This window comes from Pseudomonas sp. ZY71, assembly GCF_036542145.1.
In the GTDB taxonomy this organism is placed as follows: domain Bacteria; phylum Pseudomonadota; class Gammaproteobacteria; order Pseudomonadales; family Pseudomonadaceae; genus Aquipseudomonas; species Aquipseudomonas koreensis_A.
Window position 1 is genome coordinate 1,536,720 of record NZ_CP144274.1, and the last position, 24,804, is coordinate 1,561,523.

Annotated in this window: 23 protein-coding genes, 1 tRNA gene and 2 pseudogenes; 15 read left to right on the forward strand and 11 right to left on the reverse strand. The window is 55.9% G+C overall.

Going from position 1 to position 24,804, the window contains the following annotated elements; translation table 11 throughout:
* Nucleotides 1-47: 47 nt before the first annotated feature.
* From VY732_RS06740 to VY732_RS06775, 8 genes are all read left to right on the forward strand, one after another.
* Complete coding sequence (locus VY732_RS06740; RefSeq protein ID WP_212622786.1) at nt 48-1,379, forward strand: MFS transporter; 1,332 nt, start codon at nt 48-50, stop codon at nt 1,377-1,379.
* A gap of 370 nt (nt 1,380-1,749) precedes the next feature.
* On the forward strand, nt 1,750-2,484 hold the full coding sequence (locus tag VY732_RS06745; protein ID WP_137218076.1) for a hypothetical protein: 735 nt from the start codon (nt 1,750-1,752) through the stop codon (nt 2,482-2,484).
* Between the two features lie 29 nt (nt 2,485-2,513).
* A complete protein-coding gene (locus VY732_RS06750) occupies nt 2,514-3,242 on the forward strand; it encodes a hypothetical protein (RefSeq protein ID WP_331695021.1) in 729 nt (242 codons plus the stop codon).
* Between the two features lie 4 nt (nt 3,243-3,246).
* A complete protein-coding gene (fos, locus tag VY732_RS06755; RefSeq protein ID WP_331695022.1) occupies nt 3,247-3,663 on the forward strand; it encodes a fosfomycin resistance glutathione transferase in 417 nt (138 codons plus the stop codon).
* A 60-nt stretch (nt 3,664-3,723) separates the two neighbouring features.
* Nucleotides 3,724-4,362, forward strand: coding sequence for a LysE family translocator (locus tag VY732_RS06760; RefSeq protein WP_077571496.1), 639 nt, complete (start codon nt 3,724-3,726; stop codon nt 4,360-4,362).
* A gap of 79 nt (nt 4,363-4,441) precedes the next feature.
* Entirely contained in the window at nt 4,442-5,791 is a 1,350-nt protein-coding gene (locus VY732_RS06765; protein ID WP_116028847.1) for a sensor domain-containing protein, read from the forward strand.
* Nucleotides 5,792-5,908: 117 nt separating this feature from the next.
* Entirely contained in the window at nt 5,909-6,064 is a 156-nt protein-coding gene (locus VY732_RS06770) for a KGG domain-containing protein (protein ID WP_007911485.1), read from the forward strand.
* A 76-nt stretch (nt 6,065-6,140) separates the two neighbouring features.
* Entirely contained in the window at nt 6,141-6,644 is a 504-nt protein-coding gene (locus VY732_RS06775; RefSeq protein ID WP_331695023.1) for a DUF4142 domain-containing protein, read from the forward strand.
* A gap of 87 nt (nt 6,645-6,731) precedes the next feature.
* Here VY732_RS06775 and VY732_RS06780 read toward each other — a convergent pair whose 3' ends face one another.
* Complete coding sequence (locus tag VY732_RS06780; RefSeq protein ID WP_123594790.1) at nt 6,732-7,142, reverse strand: low affinity iron permease family protein; 411 nt, start codon at nt 7,140-7,142, stop codon at nt 6,732-6,734.
* 164 nt (nt 7,143-7,306) lie between these two features.
* Here VY732_RS06780 and tam point away from each other — a divergent pair, with 164 nt between their 5' ends.
* Nucleotides 7,307-8,077, forward strand: coding sequence for a trans-aconitate 2-methyltransferase (gene tam, locus VY732_RS06785; protein ID WP_331695024.1), 771 nt, complete (start codon nt 7,307-7,309; stop codon nt 8,075-8,077).
* A gap of 208 nt (nt 8,078-8,285) precedes the next feature.
* Here the strand turns inward: tam and VY732_RS06790 are convergent, their stop codons facing one another.
* Entirely contained in the window at nt 8,286-9,014 is a 729-nt protein-coding gene (locus VY732_RS06790) for a class I SAM-dependent methyltransferase (protein WP_331695025.1), read from the reverse strand.
* A gap of 564 nt (nt 9,015-9,578) precedes the next feature.
* On the opposite strand from VY732_RS06790, the gene VY732_RS06795 reads away from it, so the two are divergent.
* Nucleotides 9,579-9,941, forward strand: a complete 363-nt coding sequence (locus VY732_RS06795; protein ID WP_331695026.1) for a DUF6124 family protein — start codon at nt 9,579-9,581, stop codon at nt 9,939-9,941.
* Nucleotides 9,942-10,017: 76 nt separating this feature from the next.
* On the opposite strand, the pseudogene VY732_RS29920 reads toward VY732_RS06795, so the two are convergent.
* The 9 genes and pseudogenes from VY732_RS29920 to VY732_RS06840 all read right to left on the reverse strand — a co-directional run.
* Nucleotides 10,018-10,335: pseudogene (locus VY732_RS29920) on the reverse strand (type II toxin-antitoxin system HipA family toxin); the annotation flags it as partial.
* Nucleotides 10,336-10,501: 166 nt separating this feature from the next.
* Nucleotides 10,502-10,819 carry a helix-turn-helix domain-containing protein gene (locus VY732_RS06805; protein ID WP_331695028.1) on the reverse strand — a complete coding sequence of 106 codons (318 nt, stop codon included), beginning with the start codon at nt 10,817-10,819 and terminating at the stop codon, nt 10,502-10,504.
* A 143-nt stretch (nt 10,820-10,962) separates the two neighbouring features.
* The gene (locus tag VY732_RS06810) at nt 10,963-11,370 is read right to left on the reverse strand and encodes a type II toxin-antitoxin system HicB family antitoxin (RefSeq protein WP_331695029.1); all 408 of its coding nucleotides are present in this window, start codon (nt 11,368-11,370) and stop codon (nt 10,963-10,965) included.
* 36 nt (nt 11,371-11,406) lie between these two features.
* Nucleotides 11,407-11,586, reverse strand: coding sequence for a type II toxin-antitoxin system HicA family toxin (locus tag VY732_RS06815; protein ID WP_242204587.1), 180 nt, complete (start codon nt 11,584-11,586; stop codon nt 11,407-11,409).
* A gap of 276 nt (nt 11,587-11,862) precedes the next feature.
* Nucleotides 11,863-11,936 (reverse strand) — tRNA-Gly (locus VY732_RS06820).
* 158 nt (nt 11,937-12,094) lie between these two features.
* Nucleotides 12,095-12,979: an alpha/beta fold hydrolase gene (locus VY732_RS06825; protein WP_077571505.1), complete on the reverse strand. Its 885-nt coding sequence runs from the start codon at nt 12,977-12,979 to the stop codon at nt 12,095-12,097.
* Nucleotides 12,980-13,295: 316 nt separating this feature from the next.
* Nucleotides 13,296-13,988 (reverse strand): pseudouridine synthase, encoded by a 693-nt coding sequence (locus VY732_RS06830; RefSeq protein WP_331695033.1) that lies wholly within the window; start codon nt 13,986-13,988, stop codon nt 13,296-13,298.
* A gap of 33 nt (nt 13,989-14,021) precedes the next feature.
* Nucleotides 14,022-14,252: a cysteine-rich CWC family protein gene (locus VY732_RS06835; protein WP_123452375.1), complete on the reverse strand. Its 231-nt coding sequence runs from the start codon at nt 14,250-14,252 to the stop codon at nt 14,022-14,024.
* The gene (locus tag VY732_RS06840) at nt 14,245-15,732 is read right to left on the reverse strand and encodes a sensor domain-containing diguanylate cyclase (RefSeq protein ID WP_212622777.1); all 1,488 of its coding nucleotides are present in this window, start codon (nt 15,730-15,732) and stop codon (nt 14,245-14,247) included. The genes VY732_RS06835 and VY732_RS06840 overlap by 8 nt, the downstream gene beginning before the upstream one ends.
* Nucleotides 15,733-16,058: 326 nt before the next feature.
* Between VY732_RS06840 and VY732_RS06845 the strand changes: the two genes are divergently transcribed.
* The 5 genes and pseudogenes from VY732_RS06845 (at nt 16,059) to VY732_RS29925 (ending at nt 24,759) form a co-directional block, all read left to right on the forward strand.
* Entirely contained in the window at nt 16,059-16,310 is a 252-nt protein-coding gene (locus VY732_RS06845; RefSeq protein ID WP_137218092.1) for a hypothetical protein, read from the forward strand.
* 180 nt (nt 16,311-16,490) lie between these two features.
* Entirely contained in the window at nt 16,491-16,898 is a 408-nt protein-coding gene (locus tag VY732_RS06850) for a hypothetical protein (protein ID WP_034153134.1), read from the forward strand.
* Nucleotides 16,899-17,093: 195 nt separating this feature from the next.
* Nucleotides 17,094-18,338 carry a glycosyltransferase family 4 protein gene (locus tag VY732_RS06855; protein WP_116028852.1) on the forward strand — a complete coding sequence of 415 codons (1,245 nt, stop codon included), beginning with the start codon at nt 17,094-17,096 and terminating at the stop codon, nt 18,336-18,338.
* Nucleotide 18,339: 1 nt separating this feature from the next.
* Nucleotides 18,340-19,194, forward strand: a complete 855-nt coding sequence (locus VY732_RS06860; protein WP_331695036.1) for a hypothetical protein — start codon at nt 18,340-18,342, stop codon at nt 19,192-19,194.
* Between the two features lie 2 nt (nt 19,195-19,196).
* Nucleotides 19,197-24,759 (forward strand): annotated as a pseudogene (locus VY732_RS29925) (calcium-binding protein).
* Nucleotides 24,760-24,804 lie beyond the last annotated feature (45 nt).

Here is a 24,804-nt window from a genome sequence, read left to right on the forward strand (position 1 = left end):
AACAAAAACAATCGGACGCCCACCGGCAGTCCGCCTGGAGAAAAGCCATGAGCCTCAATGTAATGGAGGCGGGCGCTAGTCCGTCCGTCGATCACGACGCCGAAAAAGCCCTGGTCAGCAAAGTCGCCTGGCGCCTGATGCCGCTGATCATGGTCTGCTACCTGTTCGCCTTTTTCGACCGCATCAACATCAGCTTCGCCAAGTTCCAGTTGCAGACCGATTTGAGCCTGAGCGACACCGCGTACGGCCTCGGCGCTGGGCTGTTCGTGGTCGGTTACGTGCTGTTCGAAGTGCCGAGCAACATGATGCTCTACAAGGTTGGCGCACGCCGCTGGATCGCCCGAATCATGATGTCCTGGGGCGTGGCGACGGCGGCGATGGTGTTCGTCAACAGTGAATGGCAGTTCTACGCGCTGCGCTTTGTCATCGGCGCGATGGAAGCCGGGTTTGCCCCGGGCGTGCTGTATTACCTGACGCTGTGGTTCCCGCAGCATTTCCGTGGTCGCATTACCTCGATGCTGTTTCTCGCTTCGGCATTTGCCGGGCTGGTTGGCGCGCCGTTCTCCGGGCTGGTGCTGGAGCACCTCGACGGCGTGCTGCAAATGCGCGGCTGGCACTGGCTGTTCCTGCTCGGCGGCGTACCGTGCATCGGCCTCGGTTTTCTGGTGCTGATGCTGCTCAAGGATCGTATCGAGGATGCGCACTGGCTGACTGCGGACGAGAAGAAACTGCTGTCCAGTCGCATCGCTCAACATGAACCGCACAAGAGTGGTGGTTCGCTGCTCGCGGCGTTGAAGATTCCAGGTTTTCTGACTTTGGGTCTGATCTATTTTCTGATCCAGGTCGCGTCCTACGGTTTGAATTTCTGGGCGCCGCAATTGATCCGCAGCGCCGGCACCGAGAGCCCGGTGATGATCGGTCTGCTGACGGCCATCCCGTACATTTGCGGGGCGATTAGCATGGTAGTAATCGGGCGTTTGTCGGATGCCACCGGTGAGCGGCGCAAGTTTGTTGCCGGGTTGGTCATCGTGGGCGCGATCGGCTTTTTCAGTGCGGGGATTTTCGCCAGCCACACGACGTTTCTGATCGTCGCTCTTGGCTTGCTCGGCGCCGGGATCATTGCCTCGATTCCGAGCTTCTGGACCTTGCCACCGAAGTTGCTGGCCGGGGCGGGCGCTGGTGCGGCGGGCGGGATTGCGGTGATCAACACGCTGGGGCAATTCGGCGGGATTGTCAGCCCGGTGATGGTCGGGCGGATCAAAGACCTGACCGGCAGCACCACGCCGGCGCTGTATGTGATCGGTGTGGCGGCGCTGATTGCGGCGGCGTTGCTGTTGTGGGGCTTGCCGCAGAAATTGCGCACGCTCGACAAGTTCTGAGATTGGCGGCGCCTGCAATGACGCTTTCGCGAGCAGGCTCGCTCCCACATGTGATCGCATTTCTCCAGTTGGAATTCGGCACCTGTGGGAGCGAGCCTGCTCGCGAAGACTGACTTCCAGACACTGATAAATCACGGATTGATTCCATCAGTTAACAGCCACCCCATTTTTCTCAAACACACGAATCGACACCACCCTGGCAATCGCCAACATCGCCAACATCGCCAACATCGCCAACATCGCCCGCAACGCCGTCAACGACTTCTCGCTACCAAGCGGGAAATGCACTTTGGTTTACTGATGATTCGGTTGAAAGGGTCGATACAGCAGGGGATAGTGCGCGGCTGAAAAAGTAATCAAGGAGCGGGAAGTGACAGTGAAGTCTGGCTGGATCGGGTGTGCGGTATTGTGCGGATGGCTACTGGCGGGGCAGGCATTTGCCGATTGCACGCCGGCGCCAAAGGCGCATGAGGTGGATTTTTCCCTCTGCAGGGATTGGCCGGCGTATCCCGGGCTGACGCTCACCGCTGCTGCCAATTTCTCGCCCGATCCGGTGTATGGCGAGTCAGGGACTGTAGGGCTTTACGATCTGCGTTTGGCCTTGGTGGCGAGTGCAGACTCCAAGCCGTTAGCGAGCTTTTATCAGCCCTCGGCATTCTCTGTAGATGCAATCGCGCTGGACGAACTGAAATTCGATACCGCCCGCTATAAGCTCACGCCGCAATTGCAGGCTTTTGGCGTTCGGGTTCGATTCAAAGGCTCTTCCCGTCTGAATCCTCTGGATGAAACCTGGTTGTCGCTCTATGTGAAAGACGGCAACGCATTGCGTCCTGTCATGGATCGGCTGGTGGTTTATGAATATGGCGGGGAGTGGGATGGCAATTGTGCGGGAGAGCGCTACGAGACTACGCGAACCGTAGCTTTGGCCAAGACCAGCAGCCATGGCTTTGCCGATCTGATGATCAAAACGATCCGTAGCTCGACCGTTGGCGAGGGCGAGGGCGAGGCGTGTGTATCCAATACCGTCACGCAAAAACCGGTCTTGACGACACTTCGCTATGACGGCAAAAACTACGTAGTGCCTGAAGATTTCAAAGGCCTCTAAGACCGATGTCTTTTACTCAAGGAAGAACAATGATTTCGCGTTCCACATTGCTGGGCTCTTTCATCGCGATGGGCCTTTTGACGATGGCCGCTCAAGCCCAGGCCGCCTGCGAAGTGAAGAAGTTCGACGGCCATTCCCTTTCGCGCTGCAAAGCGTGGCCTGCTTTCAATGACCAATCGATTGCGGCGAAATCTTCATTTCTCTCGGATTCGGGCGACGATGAGATGGGGGTATTCGATCTGGAACTGGCGCTCGTCAGTTCGACAAGTGGCAAGAGCCTCGCTACCTATGCAAAGCCGGGTGCCTACAATTCCGATGCCATTAGTTTCGACGATCTGACGATCGATACGGCCCGTTACCGATTGGCTGCTGATGTCCGTGCATTCGGTTTGCGTTCAAAATTCGCCAGTCACGGCTCCAGAGCCAATCCTTACGCAAAAACTGATTTGGCGTTGTATGTGCGCGAAGGCAACAAATTGCGCCCTGTGCTGGAAGGCTTGGTGATTCGCAAGGAGTTCGGCGAAGGGACGGATGAGTGTGGAACCGAGGACACGCAAATCCGCAGAACTATCGATCTCGGCCCGACGAGCCACCATGGTTTCGCCGATCTGATCGTCAGCTCAAATGGTTCAGTTTACAAATCCTTCCTGTCGGGCAAAGACTGCATCTCGAAAACGATCGAGATGAAGAAAACTCGCGTCACCTTGACCTACGACGGCCAACAATACATCGTCCCCGAAGACCTCAGAGGCTACTGACCCGATGCTCACCGGCCTCAACCACCTGACACTCGCGGTCAACGATTTGCAGCGCAGCCTGGCGTTCTATTGCGATGTGTTGCAGTTGCGCGTCGAAGCCACGTGGGACGCCGGTGCCTACCTGTCGCTGCCGGGGCTGTGGTTGTGTCTGTCGCTTGATCCGCTGCGCTCGAGTCAACCGTGCGCCGATTACACTCATTACGCGTTCAGCCTCAATGCAGCCGATTTCTCCACGTTCGTAGCAAAGCTAAAAGCGGCGAACGTGCAGGAATGGCGAGATAACCGTAGCGAAGGTGCCTCGTTCTACTTTCTCGATCCCGACGGCCACAAGCTCGAAGCGCATGTCGGCGATCTCACTTCACGACTGGCAGCGTGTCGGCAAAAACCGTACGCCGGCATGCGTTTTTACGACGAGTCATGATCAGACACATTTGTCTGTTATAGACTGGCGGCCACGCGTTCTGGCGCTTGCAGGTTTTCCATGACTCCATCGTTGCTAATGGCCGTGCTGGCCTCGGGTTTCATTTACGGGATAACGCCCGGGCCGGGTGTGCTGGCGGTGTTCGGCATCGGCGCAGCCCATGGGCGGCGGGCTGGGGCGGGGTTTCTTTGCGGGCATCTGCTCGGCGATGTGGTCTGGTGCAGCACGGCTCTGATCGCGATTGTCGGCGCCCGGGAAATCGGCAGCACTGCGTTTGATGTCCTCGGTGTGCTCAGCGGCTTGTACCTGTTCTGGCTCGGCTGGCGCGCGGTGCGGGCCCAGCGTCGCAATGGTGACGAACCCCAGGGCGCGGCGCGCAATCCGTTCTGGCACGGCATTCTGTTCGGCTTGACCAACCCCAAAGCTTATCCGGTGGCGGTCGCCACGTTCACCGCGCTGCTGTCGAGCCGTGCCGAACTGCTCAACTGGTCGATGCTGCCGGCGCTGATTGCCCTGAGTTTCCTCGGTGGCTTGCTGGCCTACGCTATTCTGATTGGCGTGGTTGGCGCGCAGCGGGTTCGGACCCTGTATCAGCGTCATGAGTTGCTTATCACCCGCTTGTGCGGCGTGATGTTCATCGGTTTTGCCATCAACGCGCTGATGCATGCGCTGCCGGGACTGATGCCGAACAAGGCTTGAAAGTGTGTGCAGGGATGCGCAATCAAAAGGTCAGGGATGGTTGATCAGTGCTGCATTGCCCGGACACCCACGCTGAACCATGGAAAGCCGAAATTCCGCGCCGTTGGCGAGTTTTATCGATCTGTTGCTGGACGCCGTTTGCGCGGTCGACAAGCAGGGTCGCTTCGTTTTTGTCAGTGCCGCTTGCGAACGGGTTTTCGGTTATTCGCCTGAAGAGTTGATCGGCCGGCAAATGATCGAGCTGGTGCACCCGGCGGATCGTCAGCGCACTCTGGCTGCCGCCAACGAAATCATGGGCGGCGAACCCAAACTCAACTTTGAAAACCGTTACCTGCGCAAGGATGGCAGCGTCGTGCATATCCTCTGGTCGGCGCGCTGGTCGGAAGTCGATCAACTGCGCATTGCCGTGGCGCGCGACATCACCGAGCGCAAACAGGCCGAATCGCGCCAGGCGGCGTTGTACGCGATATCCGAAGCGGCCCATGCGGCGGAAGATCTGCTGGCGTTGTTCAAGCGCATCCACCTGATCATCGGCGAATGGCTGCCAGCGATGAATTTTTCCGTGGCGCTGTACGACGAACACTGCGCACAACTGAATTTCCCGTATCACGTCGACGATCACGAATTGCAGCCCGAGCGACCGGGCACCGTCACCGGGCGCCTGTGTGCGGAAGTTATCCGTAGCGGCCAGCCGATTCTTCTGACGCCGGACAGTGCGGATTCACCAGCCGATTTCGCCGAACTGGTGGCCGGGCAGAACGCGCCGTGCTGGCTCGGCGTGCCGTTGAATTCGAAAAACGGCACTATCGGCGCCTTGATCGTCAAAAGCCTTCCCGGCGGCGAGCGCTACACCGAGCAGGACAAGGAACTGCTGCAATACGTCTGTGCCCAGGTCGCCACGGCCATCGAGCGTCAGCAATTGCACGCCCGGCTGCGGCGCATGGCGCAATACGATCAACTGACGCAACTGCCCAATCGTGAATTGCTGCGTGATCGCTTGAAAGCCGCGTTGGCCGGCGCTCGCGAGCAATCCGGGCATATGGCGTTGTTGTATGTCGATCTGGATCGCTTCAAACAGGTCAACGACACCTTCGGTCATGCCGTCGGCGACATGCTTCTGCAAACCGTGGCCAACCGCCTCAAGGGCTGCGTGCGGGAAACCGACACCGTGGCTCGAATTGGCGGTGATGAATTTGTCGTGCTGCTGCACAGCGTTCAGGCCTCGGAAGACGCTGACAGCGTGGCGGAAAAAATCCGACAGGTGCTGGTGCAACCGATGCGCCTCGATGGTCACAACCTGCACATCGAACCGAGCATTGGCGTCGCTCGCTATCCAGAGCACGGCCGTGAGGAACAGCAACTGTTTCGCCATGCCGATCAGGCAATGTACGCCGCCAAACGTTTGAGTCAGCTTTCGCTCAGTCGCTAATCCGATGGAGCCGTTCGTCGCGGCAACTGCAACTTTTCTAAACCTTTGTCGGCGAGAAAATTCTCAATGTTAGGCGGGCACCTGCTCGCCACGATCATTACCAAGAGGTAGAGAATCATGCCTAATTCAAGAAACTCGAACTCGGGAAACTTCGCCAACGATCGAACCAAGGCCTCTGAAGCAGGTCGCAAAGGTGGGAAAACCACCACAACGACTGTCGACAAAGAGCCAAAACCCGATATGGGCCGCAAGCCCGCTCAGAAATCGAAATAGTCGGTGAAGGTAGTTTTGATTGAGAGGCGGGGGCGTAAGCTCCCGCTTGAATTTCGCAAGTAAGGAGGGCGCGACCATGAGCCGGATGGCCACCCGTATACGCAACATGAGTTTTGCATCGCTGTTGGGCCTGTGTGCCAGCAGCGCTTTTGCCCAGTCGCCCGCCGATTTCATCAACGATGCCTCCGCCAAAGGCATGGCCGACATCGAGGCCAGTCGTCTGGCCCACAGCAAGGCCGAATCGAAAGAGGTCAAGGACTACACCATCGTCGTCATCAACGACCGCACCACGGCCAACCAGCACCTGGCGAAAATCGCCAAGAAGCTCGACCTGCCCGTTGCGCCGCGTGAAGAACTGGCCGACAAGGCCAAGGAGTTGATGCCGCCAGTGACCGACGGCGCCTCCTTCGATCAGGCCTATGCCGCCAGTCAGGTCAAAGCCACTGAAGAGGCCATCGAGCAGATTCAGCAGGAAGCGCAGACCACCAACGTGCCGGAGATCAAAGCCTTCGCCGACGAGACACTGCCGAAGCTGCAGAGTCATCTGGAAAGGGCTCGCCAGTTACAGGCCAGTCGCTAATCAAGATCAAAGGATCGCAGCCTTCGGCAGCTCCTACACCTGTTTCTGCAGGAGCTGCCGAAGGCTGCGATCTTTTGATTTCAATCCTCAACACTCATTCAAATCCTGCTTCGACTTACTCTTCTCGCCAAGCCCCTCAAGATTGAACACCTCACCCTCGCCCAACGAGCGGTAGTGCCTGCGCAACGCCTCAAGTTGCTTCAAATCCAGCGCCTCCAGCCCAAGCATCGCGTTTTGCGCTTCTTTGGTCACCAACAACAACTCATCGATCTTCAAATGGAGAATGTCGGTGTCGCGGTTCTGCGTGTTCTGGATCAGGAACACCATCAGGAAGGTGATGATGGTAGTCGAGGTGTTGATGATCAGTTGCCAGGTGTCGTTGTAATGAAAAATCGGCCCGCTCAAGCCCCACAGACCGATCAGGATCAATGCGCCCATGAAGGTCTTGGGACTACCGGCCACCATCGCGAGCTTCTGGGAGATTTTTGCGAATTTCATAGCGGTGTTCCTTATTGGGAAGAGTCTTGAAATTCAGACATCTGTGGCTGGTGGAAAATTCTAATTACAAATCCGCCCACGTCACCGGACCTTGGTAGGGCAGGCAGGCGCGCTAGATCGCGGTATCGTGACGAGCCGCCAAAATGTCCCGACAGGAGAACGCAATGAGTTGGTCCGCCAAACAATACGTCGCTTTCGAAGATGAACGCACCCGCCCGGCCCGCGATCTGCTGGCGGCGATTCCCACGCCTGAAGCGCGAACAGTGGTCGATATCGGTTGCGGTCCCGGCAATTCGACGGAGCTGCTGGTGCAGCGTTTTCCCGGTGCGAAGGTCAGCGGGCTGGACAGCTCGGCAGACATGATCGACGCGGCGCGCAAGCGCTTGCCGGATCTGCGCTTCGCTGTCGCCGAGATTGATCAGTGGGCCGATGCAGGGCCGTTTGATGTGATCTTCGCTAATGCCGTATTGCAGTGGGTGCCGGATCACGCGACGTTGTTGCCGGCGTTGGCCCGCAAGTTGTCGGCAGGCGGCAGTCTGGCGATCCAGATGCCGGATAACCTCAATGAACCGTCTCACCGTTTGATGCGTGAAGTCGCTGCGAATGGTCCGTGGGCGAGCAAGCTTTCAGGCGCTGCGGGGCAGCGCACCGACATGGCGAGTGCCAGCGATTATTTCTCGATGCTGCGACCACACTGTACGCGGGTCGATGTGTGGCGTACGACCTATCACCATCAACTGTCAGGCGGGGCGGCGGGGGTGGTGGAGTGGTTCAAGGGGAGCGGGTTGATTCCGTTTTTGAATCCGCTGACCGAGGCGGAAAAGGCGCAGTACCTGGAGCAGTATCTGGCTGAGGTTGGGAAGGCTTATCCGGCGCTGGCGGATGGTTCGGTGCTTTTGCCATTTCCACGCTTGTTTATCGTTGCGACTCGCTGAAATAAATTTGACCATTGTTCGGCTGGAGATTTTGGGTGCGGTTGCGGACTCCCCCTCACCCCAGCCCTCTCCCGAGGGAGAGGGAGCCGATGCGTGTCGCTTCCAAAACCTGAGTTCGCCTCGATTTCGCACGTCGGCGTAGATCGTACTGACACTGCGGTCAGTCCCCTCTCCCTCTGGGAGAGGGCTAGGGTGAGGGGCTTTAAGGTCACCGCTGCACCGCCACCAACATCATCATCGGCCGCTCCCGCTCTTCTGCCAGCGCCGGTTGCGCCGCCACTTCAGCATCACTCGGCCCCCATTCATTGACATGTCGAATCGTGAAACCTGCATCGATCAGCGAATTGAGCAATGTCCCGACCGTACGATGCTGCTTGATCACACCCTCGGCCAGCCAATTGGTCACCCGCTCACCCTCCAACTGATAGCTGTCCAGCGGCCAACGCTTGTTACCTTCAGCGTCAATCAACCAACCCGGATTACGCGGCGCCATAAAGATTGGATGCTCAATGGAAAACACAAAGTGCGAACCCGGTTTCAGCGCCGCGTACAGGTGAGCAAACAGCCCCGGCAAATCCTTGATGTAATGCAGCGCCAACGAGCTGTAAGCCAGATCAAAACTGCAGGTGGGCAGATCGAGCTGTTCCAGATCGGCGCGCTCATAGCGAATATTCGCCGCCGTCGTGGTCTCCCGCGCCCGCTCCAGCATCTTCTCCGAGACATCCAGTCCCAAGACACTGGCCGCACCATTCTCAATGGCCCAGCGACTGAACCAGCCATAACCGCAGCCCAGATCCACCACGTTCAGGCCGTGCATGGAGGGCAACAGCGCCTTGAGCGCTGGCCACTCCGGCGCCGCGTCGAGGCCGCCGATTGAACGGTTCATCTGGCTGTAGCCCTGGAAGAATTCGGGATCGTCGTAAATGTTTTGCGTCATGGTGAAGGCTCTTTTGAGTTCGATCGTCAGCGGCAACGTGGCCGCGATTGGAATCCCTCGAAAGTGATGGCGCGTATTCGTCGATGGCCGCGCAGGGGGAGGGTGGTGGCTGATAGGGAAATGCTAGTCGGTCGAGAGGAAGGTGAAAAACGATGGAGTGTTGTGGATCTGTAATGTCAGACAATGCTGCAAGGTTTTTGTCTGCTTAAACGCATTCGGTGGCCAGTGTTTATAAGCGTTCGGTGTTACGTCCTGAAGCCTACAAATCCTTGCGCCGTTGCCTACCGCTACGCCAGAATCCGCCGGCTTGTGCGCTTGGGAGGCGGTCGGTAACTTGGTTCACTTCACTGATTTCCAGTGATCGGGTTTAGCAGCCACGCGTTTCCACCAAATCGTACGAGCGTCATTTAGCCAGGATCTCCTGTGCTTAATGGTGGCTGTGCGCATGGCACCCTCGGGTGCGCCGGGATTTTGGTGGATTCGCCCGGTCTGCTAACTTGCGTACAGCCGCCACCCTTTCGTGTAGCAGCGGAATGGTCGTAGCCCTATTTTGGAATACACCAAATGTTCAAAGTAACGCCAAATCCGCCGGAAACCGATCCGGCATCCCCCTACGAATCACCCAACTCAAAGAAATTCCACGAAGCCGCCGAACGCGCGCTCGACCACTATCTCAGCCCCACGGCCAGAATCATGGGTTCCACCCACGAACCCGAACCGATGTACCTCGCCAACCCGAAATACGACACCGAATCCCTGTTGGCCAACGCCAGCGAAACACTCGGCTCGGCCACCACCATGCTCAACAACTTCGCCGCGCTGCTCGACACCTCACACCGCAAGACTGCACTCGGCATTGCACAGGTGGTCATGCTGGGCGAATTGGCGGTGAATCAGGCACTGGATAAGGTCGTGCCAGCGGGTTAACCCGATCGCTTTAAGACGCCAAAGAAACCGGCCAATGAGTGCCGGTTTCTCGAGACGGCTACCTGGCAGCACGAATTCAGGCAAGTAGCCCGATGTTTTGGTCGATGCGTTGTTGAATGGTGCGCAAGGTTTCCTGGGTGATCACACCCGGATACAAACTTTCAGCCATGGCTGAGAATCGGCTAGCTACCTCGCAAAATCTGTCAATGATGTCGGCGGCCGTAGCGGCGTTTACTTCAGCCTCCACTGCAAGGTTGAGCAGGTTTTTTCTGCCAATTTCCAAGGCTTCACCCATCACGTCCATCTGGTGATAGCCTCCCGGCCCCTCGCAGAACGTGACGTCATAGGCCGGCGCTAATTTCCAGTCTCCGCCAGGCGACATGATGTAAGCAAAGGCTCCCTGTAATGGAAGCCTCAAGGAGGAGAGTTCCAGCCCTCTGTTTTTTGCCTCATCGCTGTACTCAAACATGACCTGCGGGCGACCGGTCAGGGCTTTCGTCGTAGCAAGTGTGCCCCACCGCCAACGTTCACCCCAGCCCGCGTAGTAGACGTCAACTTGTTCAAGCATTGTCGGCTTTCCTTTTGATGCGATGACGCTTGGCCGTCTTTTCGTAGCGAATGATATCGTCAAGAGTTTCGAGCCTTGGCAGAAACAACCCTTCGAGCTCCGTTTCGCGTCCGAGAACCATCGCCACTCGCACCATGTTGTCGAAACTCACATTACGACCGGCTTCAAGGTTTGACACCGTATTCGTCGCAATGCCCGCGCGAGCGGCCACGTCTGCTTGTGTCATCTCCAAGGCCAATCGTTCTGTGCGCAGGCGTTGGCAAATCCGTTTGACGATCTCGCTCGCGGTAGTGAGGCTTACATCCAGCATGTCGTGTGTACCGTCGGCGTTCAGTTTTGATTATCAGTACACAATATACTGTGGATTAAACCTAAAAATACCATTTAACTCACAGGGAAATGTAATTAGGGTTTATGGGTAGGATAGGCCAGCACGGGTTGACGCGCCAAGGTTCAACCCTGCTGCAAAACTTTCAGAGCCGCCGACGCCAGAAAGCCCGAGCGGCTTTTTTCTTCCGGGTGATGCAACACATACTCGTCAATGCGGTTGAGCAAGTGCCCCGGTAGGGTGATGTTGAGTTTCTGGGCTTTGCCCAAATACTTGAGCACATCGATATCCACCACGGCCCATGCACAACCGGCGTATTTCGGGTTGGCCACGTGCAGGTTCAGTTTGCTGGCCGCTGGAATGGGGGCGTCATCGTCCGCCAGAATCTCGAAATGACCTTCGATGGCTTCGCGAGCCATGGCGACGGCATCATCCAGATCATCGCCAGCCGAAAAGCAGCCCGGAATGTCCGGCACCTCCACGCCCCAGGCGTGTTCCTCATCACCTATTGAAATCGCAATCGGGTAGAGCATATTCGTTTCCTCCATCGCGCCGATGACCTGAACAAGTCAGAGCAGCGCTTGTTGCAAAATACTGATGGCCGTTTTCTTCAACAGATCTTTCTTCGGATGCGGCACAGTGACCAGTCCAGGCTTGACCGGGTGTTTGAAGTGATGGTGGCTGCCTCTGACTCGCACTAAATACCAACCGTCTGCGACGAGTTGGCCGATTAAAAAACGGCTATTCACAACACCTCCTTGTGGTGTGCTTGGTGGGTACTATACCTACTTGGCTTTTGCGATCAACACTATAACCACCAAGTGGTCATCGTCCGTCATTCGGCTCAGCGGTGTGAATCAGTCTAGATGGGGAGGCCGCGCAGGGATTCAGAGTGTGTTGCAGGTTTTTGCATTGTTTCGAAATGCAGCATCGGATTTTTCAGGCACAAAAAAACCGGCCATCAAGGCCGGTTTTTTCTGTTCCTGCATCCCCCGTCAAAAAACACAACGTGAGACAAAATTGAGTGGAGCGGGTAGAGGGAATCGAACCCTCGTCGGAAGCTTGGGAAGCTACTGTTCTACCATTAAACTATACCCGCTCAGAGCGGCTGACTTTGTACCAGACTCGGCCACGGATTTGAAGTTTTTCTTTTACTCATGAACGCTTTGAATCATTGAAAACGGTCAATCGCGGGCGAGCACTGCGGTGCGTAAAGCAGAATCTCAACCCCACAGCCTCGCTCGCGACGACACCCTTTCAAATAGCCAATGCATGTTGATCCTGAACAAACGAGTAACGCGTTCGGCTGGTCTGCTGTGCCGGTTTCAGAAAGCCGAGCAAGGCGTTCTGGCTATCGCGGCATGCCGCTTTGTGTTCCATATCGAGAAAGTGCCCGGTGGCTTGCAGCGTGGTGAACGTGCTCTGCGCCACATGATTGCCAAACAGGCGCGCGTCTTCGGCTGCGGTGTATTCGTCCCATTCGCCGTTGAGAAACAGCACCGGCACGTTGATCTTTTTCGCCGCATTCAAGTAGCACTGCCGATCGCTGTGCAGCACGTCGCTGATGTGGAAGTGCATCTGCCCGTATTCGTGCTCGGCCAGGCTGCTGACGTGGCGATAGTTGAAGCGTTTGAACAGTGACGGCAGGTGTTTGCCGATGGTGTTGTTGACCAGATGGCCGACGCGGTCGCCGTCGCGCTGGCCGAGGTAGTCGACGCCGCGTTCGAGGTAATCAAGCATGTGCGCGTTGATCACCGGCGAGAACGAGCTGATCACCGCCCGTTCGATGCGCCGTGGCTGCTGGGCGAGAGCGACCAGGGTCGCGGCGCCGCCCCAGGAGAACGACAGCACGTGTTCGGCGGCGAAGTGGTCGATCAGCTCCAGCAGAATCTGCCCTTCGACGTCTTTCGTCAGATGTTTCTCATGGCGGTTGTGGGCTTTTGACCGACCCGCGTAGGGTTGGTCGTAGCAAACCACGTTGAATTGCGGGTGCAGGTTTTTCACAGTCTGTGCAAACGACGCAGTCGTGGCCATCGAGCCGTTGACCAGGATGATGGTCTTTTCTGCGGCGTCTGCGCGATAGAACTCCGTGTAAACCCGATACTGACCCTGTATATCCAGCACAGCGATTTCTGGCCTCATGTCATAAGACTCCTGGCAAGCAAGCGGGTATGCGCGCAAATAGAGATTGCACGAGCTTTGTGACAGGTAGGCATACGCCTGGAATTTGCTTGGCCCATGTCGATCCATGACTGCGGTCGACGGGTATTGTTATTGGCGGGCAGTCTGCCGGCTGAGGCGGAGCCTTGAAGGCTCTCTACCGGCAAAAAGTTTCTTGGATGTATGTTGTGACTCATCGGTCACAATCTGGCCGACGTCCTGATTCAAGCAGGGGAGTCGGGATCGCGCAAGTGCCGTTGGTAAATTGTTCGACAACTTCTGCTGAGCGGTCGCCGGCTTAGAACAAATGGATCTCTTCGGTGCGCAAAGCGCGGTACTCGCCCGGTTTTAGCGCGTTATCGAGCAGCAGCGGGCCCATCGATTCGCGGTGCAGACGCAGGACTTTGTTGTTGAAGAAACCAAACATGCGCTTCACCTGATGGTAGCGCCCCTCGACGATGCTCAACCGCGCCGACCGTGGCCCGAGCAGCTCCAGTTGCGCCGGCTGCGTGGTCAGGTCTTCGAAGGCGAAATAGATCCCCTCGGCAAAAGTGCTCGCATATTGCGCGCCAATCTCTTGCTCGGTCTCGACGTAATAGACCTTCGGCAATTTGGTCTGCGGCTGGGTCAGGCGTCGCGACCACGCGCCGTCGTTGGTGATCAGCATCAGGCCAGTGGTGTTGAAGTCCAGGCGCCCGGCGATGTGCAGGTCGTCCTTGTCCGGTTCATCGATCAGGTCGAGCACCGTCGGATGCTGCGGATCGCGGGTGGCGCTGACGCAGCCCGGCGGCTTGTGCAGCATGAAGTAGCGCGCCGCTTTGCCGCTTTGCAGGATTTCGTCATCGACTTCGACACGGCTGAATTCCAGCACTTCGCTGTGCGGATCGCTGACGACTTTTCCGTCAATCCGCACGCGCTTTTCCACCAGCAACAGGCGAACCTGCTGACGGTTGTAGCGGGGCAGCTTGCTGAGGAAACGGTCAACGCGCATGTTCAGTGTTCGATGAATGAAGGGCCGCGCATCTTACGGGATCGGCCGCTTGGCCGCTTGCAGTTGCGCCTCGACCTGCGCGCAGCGCGGGCACAGGCAGGATTGGTCGCGAAGTTCTGGCGGCAGCGCTTCAAGCACGGCCGGATCGATGCTCACGCCATAGCACCAGCATTCGCGGTCGGCGGTGCGCGGGTCGGCGAGGCTGCAGTCGTTGCGGGCGCCGCAGGCCGGGCAATGGTCGGGTTTAACGTCGGAATCAGGCATAAGTCGAGTGAGGCATTTCCACGCAGGTGCGGTTGCGGCCGGTTTGTTTGGCTCGGTACATCGCATGATCGGCCCGCGACAGCAGGCTGTGCAAGGTGTCATCGCGTTGCAGGGTGGTGGCGCCGATGCTCACCGTCAGATGGAGGCGGTGGCCGTCGTAGGCATATTCGTGCTGTTCGACGTGTTGGCGGATCTTTTCGGCAATTTTCTGACCGGTGTCGCCGTCGGTGTCCTTCAGCAACACGATAAATTCCTCTCCGCCCCAGCGACAGACAATGTCGGCGTGGCGCAGGCAACTTTGCAGGTCGCGAGCAAAACCGATCAACACCTGATCGCCGGCCATGTGCCCGTAAGTGTCGTTCAACACTTTGAAGTGATCGAGGTCGAGCAGCAACGCCGTTAGCGGTTTGGTTTCGCGTTGCGCTTCGTGCAGGGCCTGTGCGGCGAGAATGTCGAAGCCTCGGCGATTGGGCAGTTCGGTGAGGCTGTCGAGAATGGCCTGCGCCTGGATTTTGCTTTGGTAGCGTTTGATTACGCGGTTGAGCAACGCCAGCACAATCAGCGTCACCAGCAGGCAGATCAGCAGATTCAGGTACAGCGACTGACGGATTTCACTCAGCGCGCCGTCTTCGCGTTTATCGACAAACAGGTACCAGTTCAGCTCCGGGATAAACCGCACGTTGAGGAAATGCCCCTGACCGTGGGCGGAATATTCGTAGCTGCCGCTGTGCGGCTTCGGCAACTGGCTGACCAGACTCTTCATGCTCTCGAGTTCGCCGAGACTCTTGCCGATGTGCGCGCCTTCCGGACCGCCCTCGGCGCCGGTCAATACCAGTCGACCGAAGGTGTCGACGAAATACACGCTGCGTTGATAGCGCTGTTGATACTTGTCGATCAGCTTGATCACCGCGTCCACGGTCAGACCGACGCCTGCCGCACCGATGAAGCGGTTGTGGTAGTCGTACACCTTGTAGTTGATGAAGAAGGTCAGGTTGTCCTTGTTGGCCAGATCCGGATCGACGTTGATTTCGTACGGATCCTTCATGTCACGCACGCGGAAGTACCAGGCGTCGCGCGGTTCGTCGACCTTGACCTGCTTGAGCACGCCTTTGGCGTGGTAGTAGGTGTGGCTGGCGTTGGAGACGAAGAACGCCGTGTAGGCGCCGTAATGGGTCATGACTTCGTCGAGGTAGCGGGTCATCTGCTCGGGATTCTGCTCGCCATTGACCACCCAGTCGCGCATGAAGGTGTCGCGGGACATCATCGAGGAAATCAGGATCGGTCTGACGAGGTCTTTCTGGATTTCCGAGTAGACCGTGTCGGATGTCAGCGGCAGTTCGGTGTTGACGATGTTGTCGCGGATCGACGCGCGGGAGGCGTAGTAGCTGAGCAACGACGTGGCGAGAAACCCGGCGCCGAGCAGGGCGATCAGCGTCAGGACCAGTGAGCGTTGCGAGTACAGGGGAGAACGAAGCGGCATGGCGGTTCCGTTGGCAGTGGCCCGATGGCATGCATTCTAGTGGCACTGCCTGGAAATAACTGCACCATGTGCGGCGCGAATGATCGTTCCTGACGCAAAGCCAACCTTGTAGGAGTGAGCCTGCTCGCGATTGCAGTGTGACATTCAGTGAAGATGTGGCTGATACACCGTCATCGCGAGCAGGCTCACTCCTGCAAGGTTTTGCGATGGGCTGAACACCGCTGATCTGAAGCCAAGCGGGACTTGGCACTTGATTGATTCGCGCCAGTCAAACGTGTGTCGGCTGCTCTGTTCCGTTGCGGCCGTGGGTCTTTCAGGAGGCCGCCATGCGTGTTCACAAAGTGTTGCTCGGTGCAGTTCTGGTTTTCGGTATTTCCGGCTGTTACTACTACGCCGGTCCCTACGATGCTTATCCCGCCACCTACTACTCTCCCGGCTATTACTCACCCTATTACTACGGCGGATATTACGGTCCGCGCTATTACGGCGGTGCGCGTTATTACCATGGTGGCTACGGCTATCGAGGCGGTTACGGACGGGGTTATCACGGCGGCGGATATCACGGTGGCCACCATTAATCAGCGGCTGAATGACAGCGTTTTCCAAATGAACAGGATTTCATCAATCACTTGTTTCAACTTGTTGCAGGAACGCACCAGATGCCGAAAACGCTGTCTGATTTTTCGACAGTCACCGATTAAATGACTGTCGCCTGCCAGCGTCGCTGGTGTGGCCAACCCGCGGTCCAGGAGGCCGCCATGTATAGACGAATTCTTCTACTTGCTGCGTTGATGTTTTCCGTTGCCGGTTGCGTCCCGTACTCCTACGCGGACTCGTATTACAGCTCAGAGGTCTACACATCACCCGCACCGGCCTACTACAACACGGGCGGCACGTATTACAACGGTGGCAGCACGTATTACGCGCAGCCACGCTACTACCAGCCAGCCCCGCGGTATTACCAGCAACCGCGCTATTACCAATCGGCGCCGCGTTACTATCAACCGGCCCCGCGCTATTACGAAAGCCGTCGCTGGCACGACAACGATCGCGGACGCTGGGATGGCCACCGTCGCGGCGGTTGGGACAACGACCACCGCGGTCGTGGCAACTATGATCGCCACAGCGGGCGCGGTGACCACAATGGACGTGGCAACCGCTGGTAAATCCACGCAAATGAAAGCGGCGCAATTAGCGCCGCTTTTTTATGCCCGTCGAAAAGTCGTCCCGTTAGCCATCTCCTAGGACATTCCCAGACGCTTCCTACAGTTTCATTTCCTTGCATTTGTTAGCGTTTGTTCCTGCCGATCGAGGTGAGCAAAACTCAGTTCAATAGCGGCGAATAAACGGACGATGCCGCTATGAAGCTTCTTGTGATTCACCAAAATTTTCCGGGCCAGTTCCGTCACGTGGTGCTGGCAGCGATTGACAGGCGTTATGAGGTTTTGGCGATAGGTCGGGATACGGCGCCGGGTATCGCAGAGGTGAAAATTTATCGATACCGCGCTGCCAGTAGAGCACCAGGCGATATTCACCCCTATCTGACCCGTTACGAACAAGCGGTGACTGATGGACAGAAGGTTTTTGAAATTCTGAGCCGGCTGAAACATTCGGGTTATCGGCCGGACGTGATTCTCGCTCATCCCGGATGGGGGGAAACGCTCTTCGTCAAGGATGTCTATCCTGAGACGCCGCTTATTCACTATTGCGAATATTACTATCGAGCGCAGGGCGCGGATTCCGGGTTCGACCCTGAATTCCCGCGAGCCCCAAGGGAGTCATCAAGGCTGCGAATACTCAATTCGCTGCATCTTTTGAATCTCGAACAATGTGACATTGCCATCGCGCCTACGCGGTGGCAGCGCAGCCTGTTTCCTGCAGCTTATCGGTCGGCCATTCGGGTTATTCACGAGGGCGTCATTCAAAGTTCTTACCTGGCGAAAGCTGGGGCAGTCAGGTTGCCCAATGGCATCGAGCTGAGAGCCGGGCAGCCGATCGTTACTTATGTCGCGAGGAATCTTGAGCCTTATCGCGGGTTTCATAGTTTTATGCGAGCGATCCCGCATATTCAGGCTGAGTGTCCCGATGCACAGATAATCATAGTGGGCGGTGATGACGTCAGTTACGGGTGTAAGCCGGTTGGATATGCAAATTGGCGCAGCAGGATGGAGGCAGAGGTAAGTTTCGATGACTCCAGGGTGCATTTCACAGGGAAGCTTCCTTACCAGACTTACCGGGCAGTTCTGGAATGTTCGAAAGTCCATGTTTATTTGACGTATCCGTTTGTTTTGTCGTGGTCGTTACTGGAGGCGATGGCGGCTGGGTGTGTGGTAGTAGCGTCGGATACGGCTCCGGTAAGGGAGGTGATCGTTGATGGTCACAATGGGTTGCTGGTGGATTTCTTCGATCATCACGGTATTGCCAAACGTATTGCCAGGGTTCTTGATTCCGTTGATGAGTACGACTGCCTTCGCAACGCTGCGAAGTTGACGGCGAACAGATTTGATGTGGAGTGCGGCACGAAACAGTACTTTGAGGTATTTGAAAACGCGACGTTCGGGCATCTGAAGAAACAGCCTGCTCTTCAGTTTGACAGGGAGACTTGAAATGCTCCGGATGTCGCGTAAGCAACTGGTTAAATGGTTTAAGAAGTTCGTGAAATACGGCTTTTTTATTTATATCTGTTATTGCGTGGTGGATTTTTATATCCGTGAAGAGGAAGTCGCCGAGGCGATGGCAATCTATTACGCGGATCAGGAGGCCTGTCAAAAGAAGCTGGCGAGCATGAAGCAGGTGCCCATCCTGGGCGGTAGCTATGTGGATAAGACTCTGGTGCCTGAGTTTTATGTTGGCATGCCTGAATTGTCGAATAAGAAAGCGTGCCTTGCCAATACGCTCAAGGGGCATTTCTGGTGGACCGGGACGGGCTTGCGCCGGTACCAGGATCAGAGCCTGAAGTCGATTCCTGAAAGTTGGCGTCTTTATAAATTGACCGCCGGGCTTTATACAATAAAAGAGACTACCGAGCCCCATGAACGGGGCTATCGACACGTCAACTGGCCGGATGAGTTGATTGTGAAGCTAAAAAATTATCCGGGACTGGAGATTTGGCTTAATGCACCTCCGCCGCATTTCAAGAATGAGGCTTCCGTTCGAAAGTTTGTCATTGCTGACTGGCCGCGGCGTGATGGCACCCCTCGATTGATAAGCTGTAACGGCTTGATTCGCCCGGCTGCTGAGGAAGAACTGACTGACGAGAAATTGGCAAAGCTCAGCAGGACCGAATTGGAAAACCTGGATTTTGGAAGTTTGAATTTTTTTTGCACCGTGGAGTTACACAGCTTTGACTTTTCCGGAGGGCACGGTCGGGTAAGTCTCGGTCTATCGTCATTACGCGAATCACCTGAAATGCTTAAGTTTCTCAGTAGCTATCTTTCACGCTCTGTTATTACAAGGAAGTAACGATGAGTTATGTTTTTAATGATCTGGAAAAATCAGAAATTTTAAATGCAGCAAATATTTGCAAGGGGCTGAAGTTCGATTCTGAAGATATCGAATATCTTGCGCTGAAATTAACAGGGGCTAACTGCGCTCCCCTGTATCAAAAGCTATTCGATATTATCGGTGGAAGAATTTCTGAAGTTTTCGCTGTCAATGAGGAGGCTGGAAAAATTCTTGAAAGCGCCAGGCTCTGGCTTGCCGTGGCCATTGATGCCAACGGGGGAAACGGTGCCTACTCCGCCCTGATTCGCGGCTACACCTCGCGCCAAGGCGAATTGAGACTGAATAAAATCTTCAGTGAAGACCTGATGCAACTGTCATCCAATCAGGTCGCCGCCAATTTTATCAATACCTTGATCGACGGATCCCTCGCGGGTCGGCTGGCACCCTAGACGGTCCCATCCATCAGCCAGATTGCAGAGATTGATGCCAGTGCGATCGGCAAGGCACTGTTTAGTGAGACTTGCGGAGAGAAGGATACAGCCGTGAGCCATAACGCCGGCTGGTCAGGGACAGTCGGATTCAGCCTGTTGGGTGGAGCGCCGCCCTATGAAACCTGGAGATTGATCTCTGCTGGTGATTCGCAGGGGGAAGATGGTGGCCCGCCAATTCAGGCACAAGCCAACAGGCTCGATGACTATAAAAATATTCTGTTCGCCATCGATTCATACAGTGTCGGCCTGCGAGCGGCGCTCAGCAATTTCGGCGTCAACCCATTGCAAAGTCTGCTTTCCGTCGTGCCAGAGCAAATCAATATCGCGCTCGCCAGTGGCAGCCTCAATCCGCTGATTCAGCATGTCGTTCAAGGCACGCCGGTTTCCGTCGTGGTCGACCTGATATTGCGCTATGGCCAGAACGAATTCCTGGACATGTTCAAGCGCACCTACGACGGCGATTCAGAAGCGCCACCTACCACCGATGAAACCTTCGCCACCAACGCCTACGCATTCTTCTCGGCATTTTCACCAGAGCAATCCCAAAGCATCGTCACCCGATCAATAGGCGAATACGGAAACGCGAATTCATGGGCAAAACTGGCTGGGGAGTCGACACCCATCGGCCTGGCGTTGCGCAATTCCCTGAAGCAGCTCAGTGAAATCGTCATTGAACGCGATGACGGTTATCTCGGACGCGGACTGGAGCTCTACGATCCGCTGACCGGCGAAGGTTTCATCACCGCGCAATGGCTCGCCGATCGTGCGCAGATGTTGGCCCGGTTGATTGCTCGAACCCAGGGCTCGTTTGGAAAACAATCGCTGCAGAAGTTCTCCTACTCTGATCTCGCCTCAGCCAAACAGGCGCCGATGACGACCGGTGTGTTGAATCCGCTGGTCATGTTCGGCGATGACGGCGCGCGGTCTTTCGAGGGCGGTACGAACACTGATCATCTGTATGGCGGCGCGGGCAATGACACGATCAACGGACTGGCAGGTCAGGATGTCATCGAGGGTGGACGCGGCAATGACTTGCTTGCCGGAGGCGACGGCAATGATGCGCTGTACGGAATGGCCGGTGATGATGTTTTGCTCGGAGGAAAGGGTAACGACTCTTTGATCGGTGGCGAAGGCAGCGACCGCTATGAGTTTTCCAGCGGTGATGGCATTGATGAGATCTTCGACGCCAACGCCAATGGGCAGCTGTGGATCAACGGCGCGCCGATTCCTTCACTCAAACGTCGCGCCCCTTTGAGCAATATCTGGTCGACCGAGGATCAGGCCATCACCCTGACCCTCATCGAAGAACGCAATGAACCCACGCTCAACATCAAATATGGCCTGAACGATCTCGTCGTTATCAAGAACTTCCGCCCCGGGATGCTTGGCATCCGACTTCCTGAACACCAAGACCCTACGTTCTCTGCTCCCGATCTGGTTCTCCAGGGCGACTGGAAAGCGAAAGATATCGACCCCAATGTTCCCGGTGATCAGTTCTCATACGATGAGTTGGGCAACGCCTTGCTATTGGCCAACGTAAAACAGAGAAACAAGGCCGATGTGCTCTACGGCTCTGCAAAAGACGACGTCATTCTCGGACTTGGTGGATCAGACCGATTGTTCGGCAAGGACGGAAACGATCAGTTGTTTGGGGATAAACAGACGACGCTCGAAAAGGCCATGGCCGCTGGCGCCTCTAAAGGCAAAGCCGCTCGAGGCGATTGGCTTGACGGAGGCGCCGGCCACGATTTGCTCATCGGTACGGCATCCCAGGACGTGCTTCTGGGCGGTAACGATCGGGATACGCTGATTGGAGGTGCGGGAGATGACATTTTATCAGGGGATGAAACGACCGGCGCGCTGGAGCAGAAATGGGGATTCACACGCGTCAAAGTTCTTATAGACGGTGGTGTCACCAGTCACCGAACTGTCTTTTCTAAGGCCTCCTTCAATAGTTCGACGCAGGGCGATAACGATGTTCTCTACGGTCAGGGCGGTCGCGATGTTCTCAATGGCGGATGGGGTGAGGATCTGCTTGATGGCGGAACTGAAGATGATCTTCTTTGGGGGAGGGGGGAATGACACGCTGGCTGGAGGAAGTGGTAACGACACAATGATGGGAGATAACCTCGACTGGGGAGGTGGACTGCAAAGCAAACACCATGGCAACGATGTATTGGACGGTGGCATTGGCGATGATTGGCTCGCTGGTAACGGTGGAGCCGATGCGATTTATGGTGGCTCTGGCAATGACACTCTCCACGGGGATGACGATGTACTGAACGGCGTTGCCGGTGACGCCGCGCACTTTTTTGGAAATGACCTGCTGGACGGTGGTGCGGGAGACGACACACTTTTGGGGGGCGGGGCGGATGATCTGCTGTTCGGAGGTGAAGGTAACGACGCGCTGGCCGGGGACAATGCTGAGCATCCGATTCGGTACCACGGCAATGATTCACTTGATGGCGGAGCGGGCGATGACACACTTCAGGGAATGGGTGGCTCCGATACCCTGATCGGAGGGGCAGGAGCTGACGCGATGGATGGCGATGTGTCCAACCTGCAGTCAGGTGGAATCAACAATGATTACCTTCAAGGCGATGAAGGAAACGATACCCTTCTGGGAGGCTTGGGCGCCGACACGCTTTATGGCGGCGCTGATGATGACATTTTATCCGGCGATTACGAGCAGACAGCGGAGGCTGAACACGGCGCAGATTATCTGGACGGTGGATCAGGCAACGATACCTTGCTGGGCGGTGGTGGCAACGACACTTTGTTGGGCGGGGAGGGTGTAGACCACCTTCGTGGAGATTCAGGCAATAACGTTTTTGATGGCGGGGCCGGTAACGACGTGATGGAGGGCCATGACGGCGCTGATGTTTACTATTTCGGGGTGGGTGATGGTCTTGACGTTATCACCGATTCAGGTGGTAGCAATGTCATCAAGTTCGGTGCCGGGTTCTCTGCGGAAAGTTTGAAAGCCGACATCATTGATGTTTCCGTAGGCCGGGTATTGCGGCTGTTCAATGGTGAGGGGGACGCCATCCTTATCAGGAATTATGAAGAATGGAAGAATTCAACGTTCACGTTTAGCGATGGTGTCATTCTCGGCTATCAAGAGGTCATGAAAAAAACGCTGCCAGCTGTAGAGATCATCGAGCCGCCAGCTGGGGATGGAGTGCTGGCCAAAGAAGAAGATAAGTACATCATTGCAGACGAAGATCCGGTTGCTGTTCCGGTTCAATCAGTGATCGTTGTTCCTGGTGAGGAACGAAGTAATGCCATTGATCATAACGTTGGCTGGGCAGACAGATTTCTGACAGAGCTTAACGCAAAGCGCTCCAAAAGCAGGCATGTAACAGGTTTTACTTTGAATAACCAAGGTGTTTGGGGTCGGAACCATATAACCACCAGCGATACGGGATATATCACCCACACTGACGTGATCAATGAAAGCACCGAAACGGGTACGTTGTCTGAAACACCTCAATGGATGGGGGCTGCCACCGGCGATGCGGTATTTAGCGAAAGACAGACAAACTCTACATCTCAATCCAGTTTTCGAGAGGTCAAGAAAGAGGGCACAGCAGCGCCGTCATCCCTGATACCACGTTATTTTCGATCTGGCACTGCCAGCGGTTTTTCATTCAAAATCGGCGACGCAATTGTCGCGGATAGAAATGATTCTGGCGCTATTGAAGGGTGGTACATCTATCCCGCTGAAAGTTTCGCGGCGGGCGAAACTGTCCGCAGGGAATTTCGGAGGGATGTCACAACTGAAACGATCAAACATAAAGTTGTCCGCGGCGACGATGTCGGTGGGCGAGTTAATGTCGAAGTCGGCAATCTTTTCCAGGGTGGTGCGGGCGATGACCTGATCGTCGCCTATTCTGGGTTTCTACTTAATTATGGCTCTGTTAATGACAGGATACCGGGTGCCTTTTTGTCCGCCGGGGCAGGCAACGATACCCTGCTCGGTTCTGAAGGCGCTGATTATTTAGTGAGCGGCGCAGGGGATGATTACCTGTACGGTGAAAACGGTGCCGATACTTACATCGTGCAGGCACATGCTGGCGCAACGACCATTATCGCGGATGTGCTGAATCCGGTTTTTCTCCGACCTGAAGTAGGTGTTGCCGGATGGAAGGACGAGTATGGATTGGTCGATCAAGATACTGTCGTGCTTCCAGAGGACGCGACGCAGGAGAATTTGCAGCTCAGTTGGGGCGCAACACTCATTGAAGCAGTGAATGTTGAGTTGGCACCTGATCCGCGTCGTGATGCCTTTCGCCATCCGCCTCGGGCGAAAATGCTCTATTCGACACTCGATATTAAATGGGGTAGGTCGCAGAAAGTTCGCATTGTTCTACCCAATGCCGGAGATATTAAGGGTTCCGGTATCGAGGTTGTAAAGTTTGCAGATGGATCAAGCGTTACTCTCAAAGAGCTGTTTGGCTCCAGTCAGCTGGGTCCTGCCCCGGATACTTATCACAATGGTCTCTTGGTCGGTAATGCGGCCAGTGCCAAATCCATGAGAGATGGCCAAGCGCTCCCACTGGTGGGAAGTCACGGTAATGACACGCTAAGCGGCGCAGGTGAAATCAGAGGTATGCAGGGACATGATGTGCTGATGGGGAGTGTCGACGATGATGTGCTGCTCGGGGGTCCCGGTAATGACACATTGTCTGGTGGTGCTGGCAACGATCTCTATAAATACGATGGTCTTGGAAGAGACTTGATTAACAATACCGGGGGTGGGATCGATGGAATCGATTTTTCTGGTGTGGATCTACCTATTGAACAATTAAGGTTTCATCGCGATCAGGATGATCTTGTCATAGTGGTCAGTTATGGCGTGGGCCCCAAGATTCGAGTGGCTAATCATTTTTCTGGAGGCGAAAGCGCGATTGGGTTCATAAGGGTTAGCGGTGAAGGAAAGACAGTTCAAGACTACACCACAATGCAAATTGCCGAACGACTGCATCCTCTTCCGCCATTGCGGGATGTGGAGGATATTCTTGTAAAAGAAAACGAAGAGTCGCAACTCGCATTGGCCGAAATAATTCAGTTCTACGAACTGAACATGTAACCGCAATAACTTCAGATTGAGGGAACCGCGATGGGACAAAGAGGT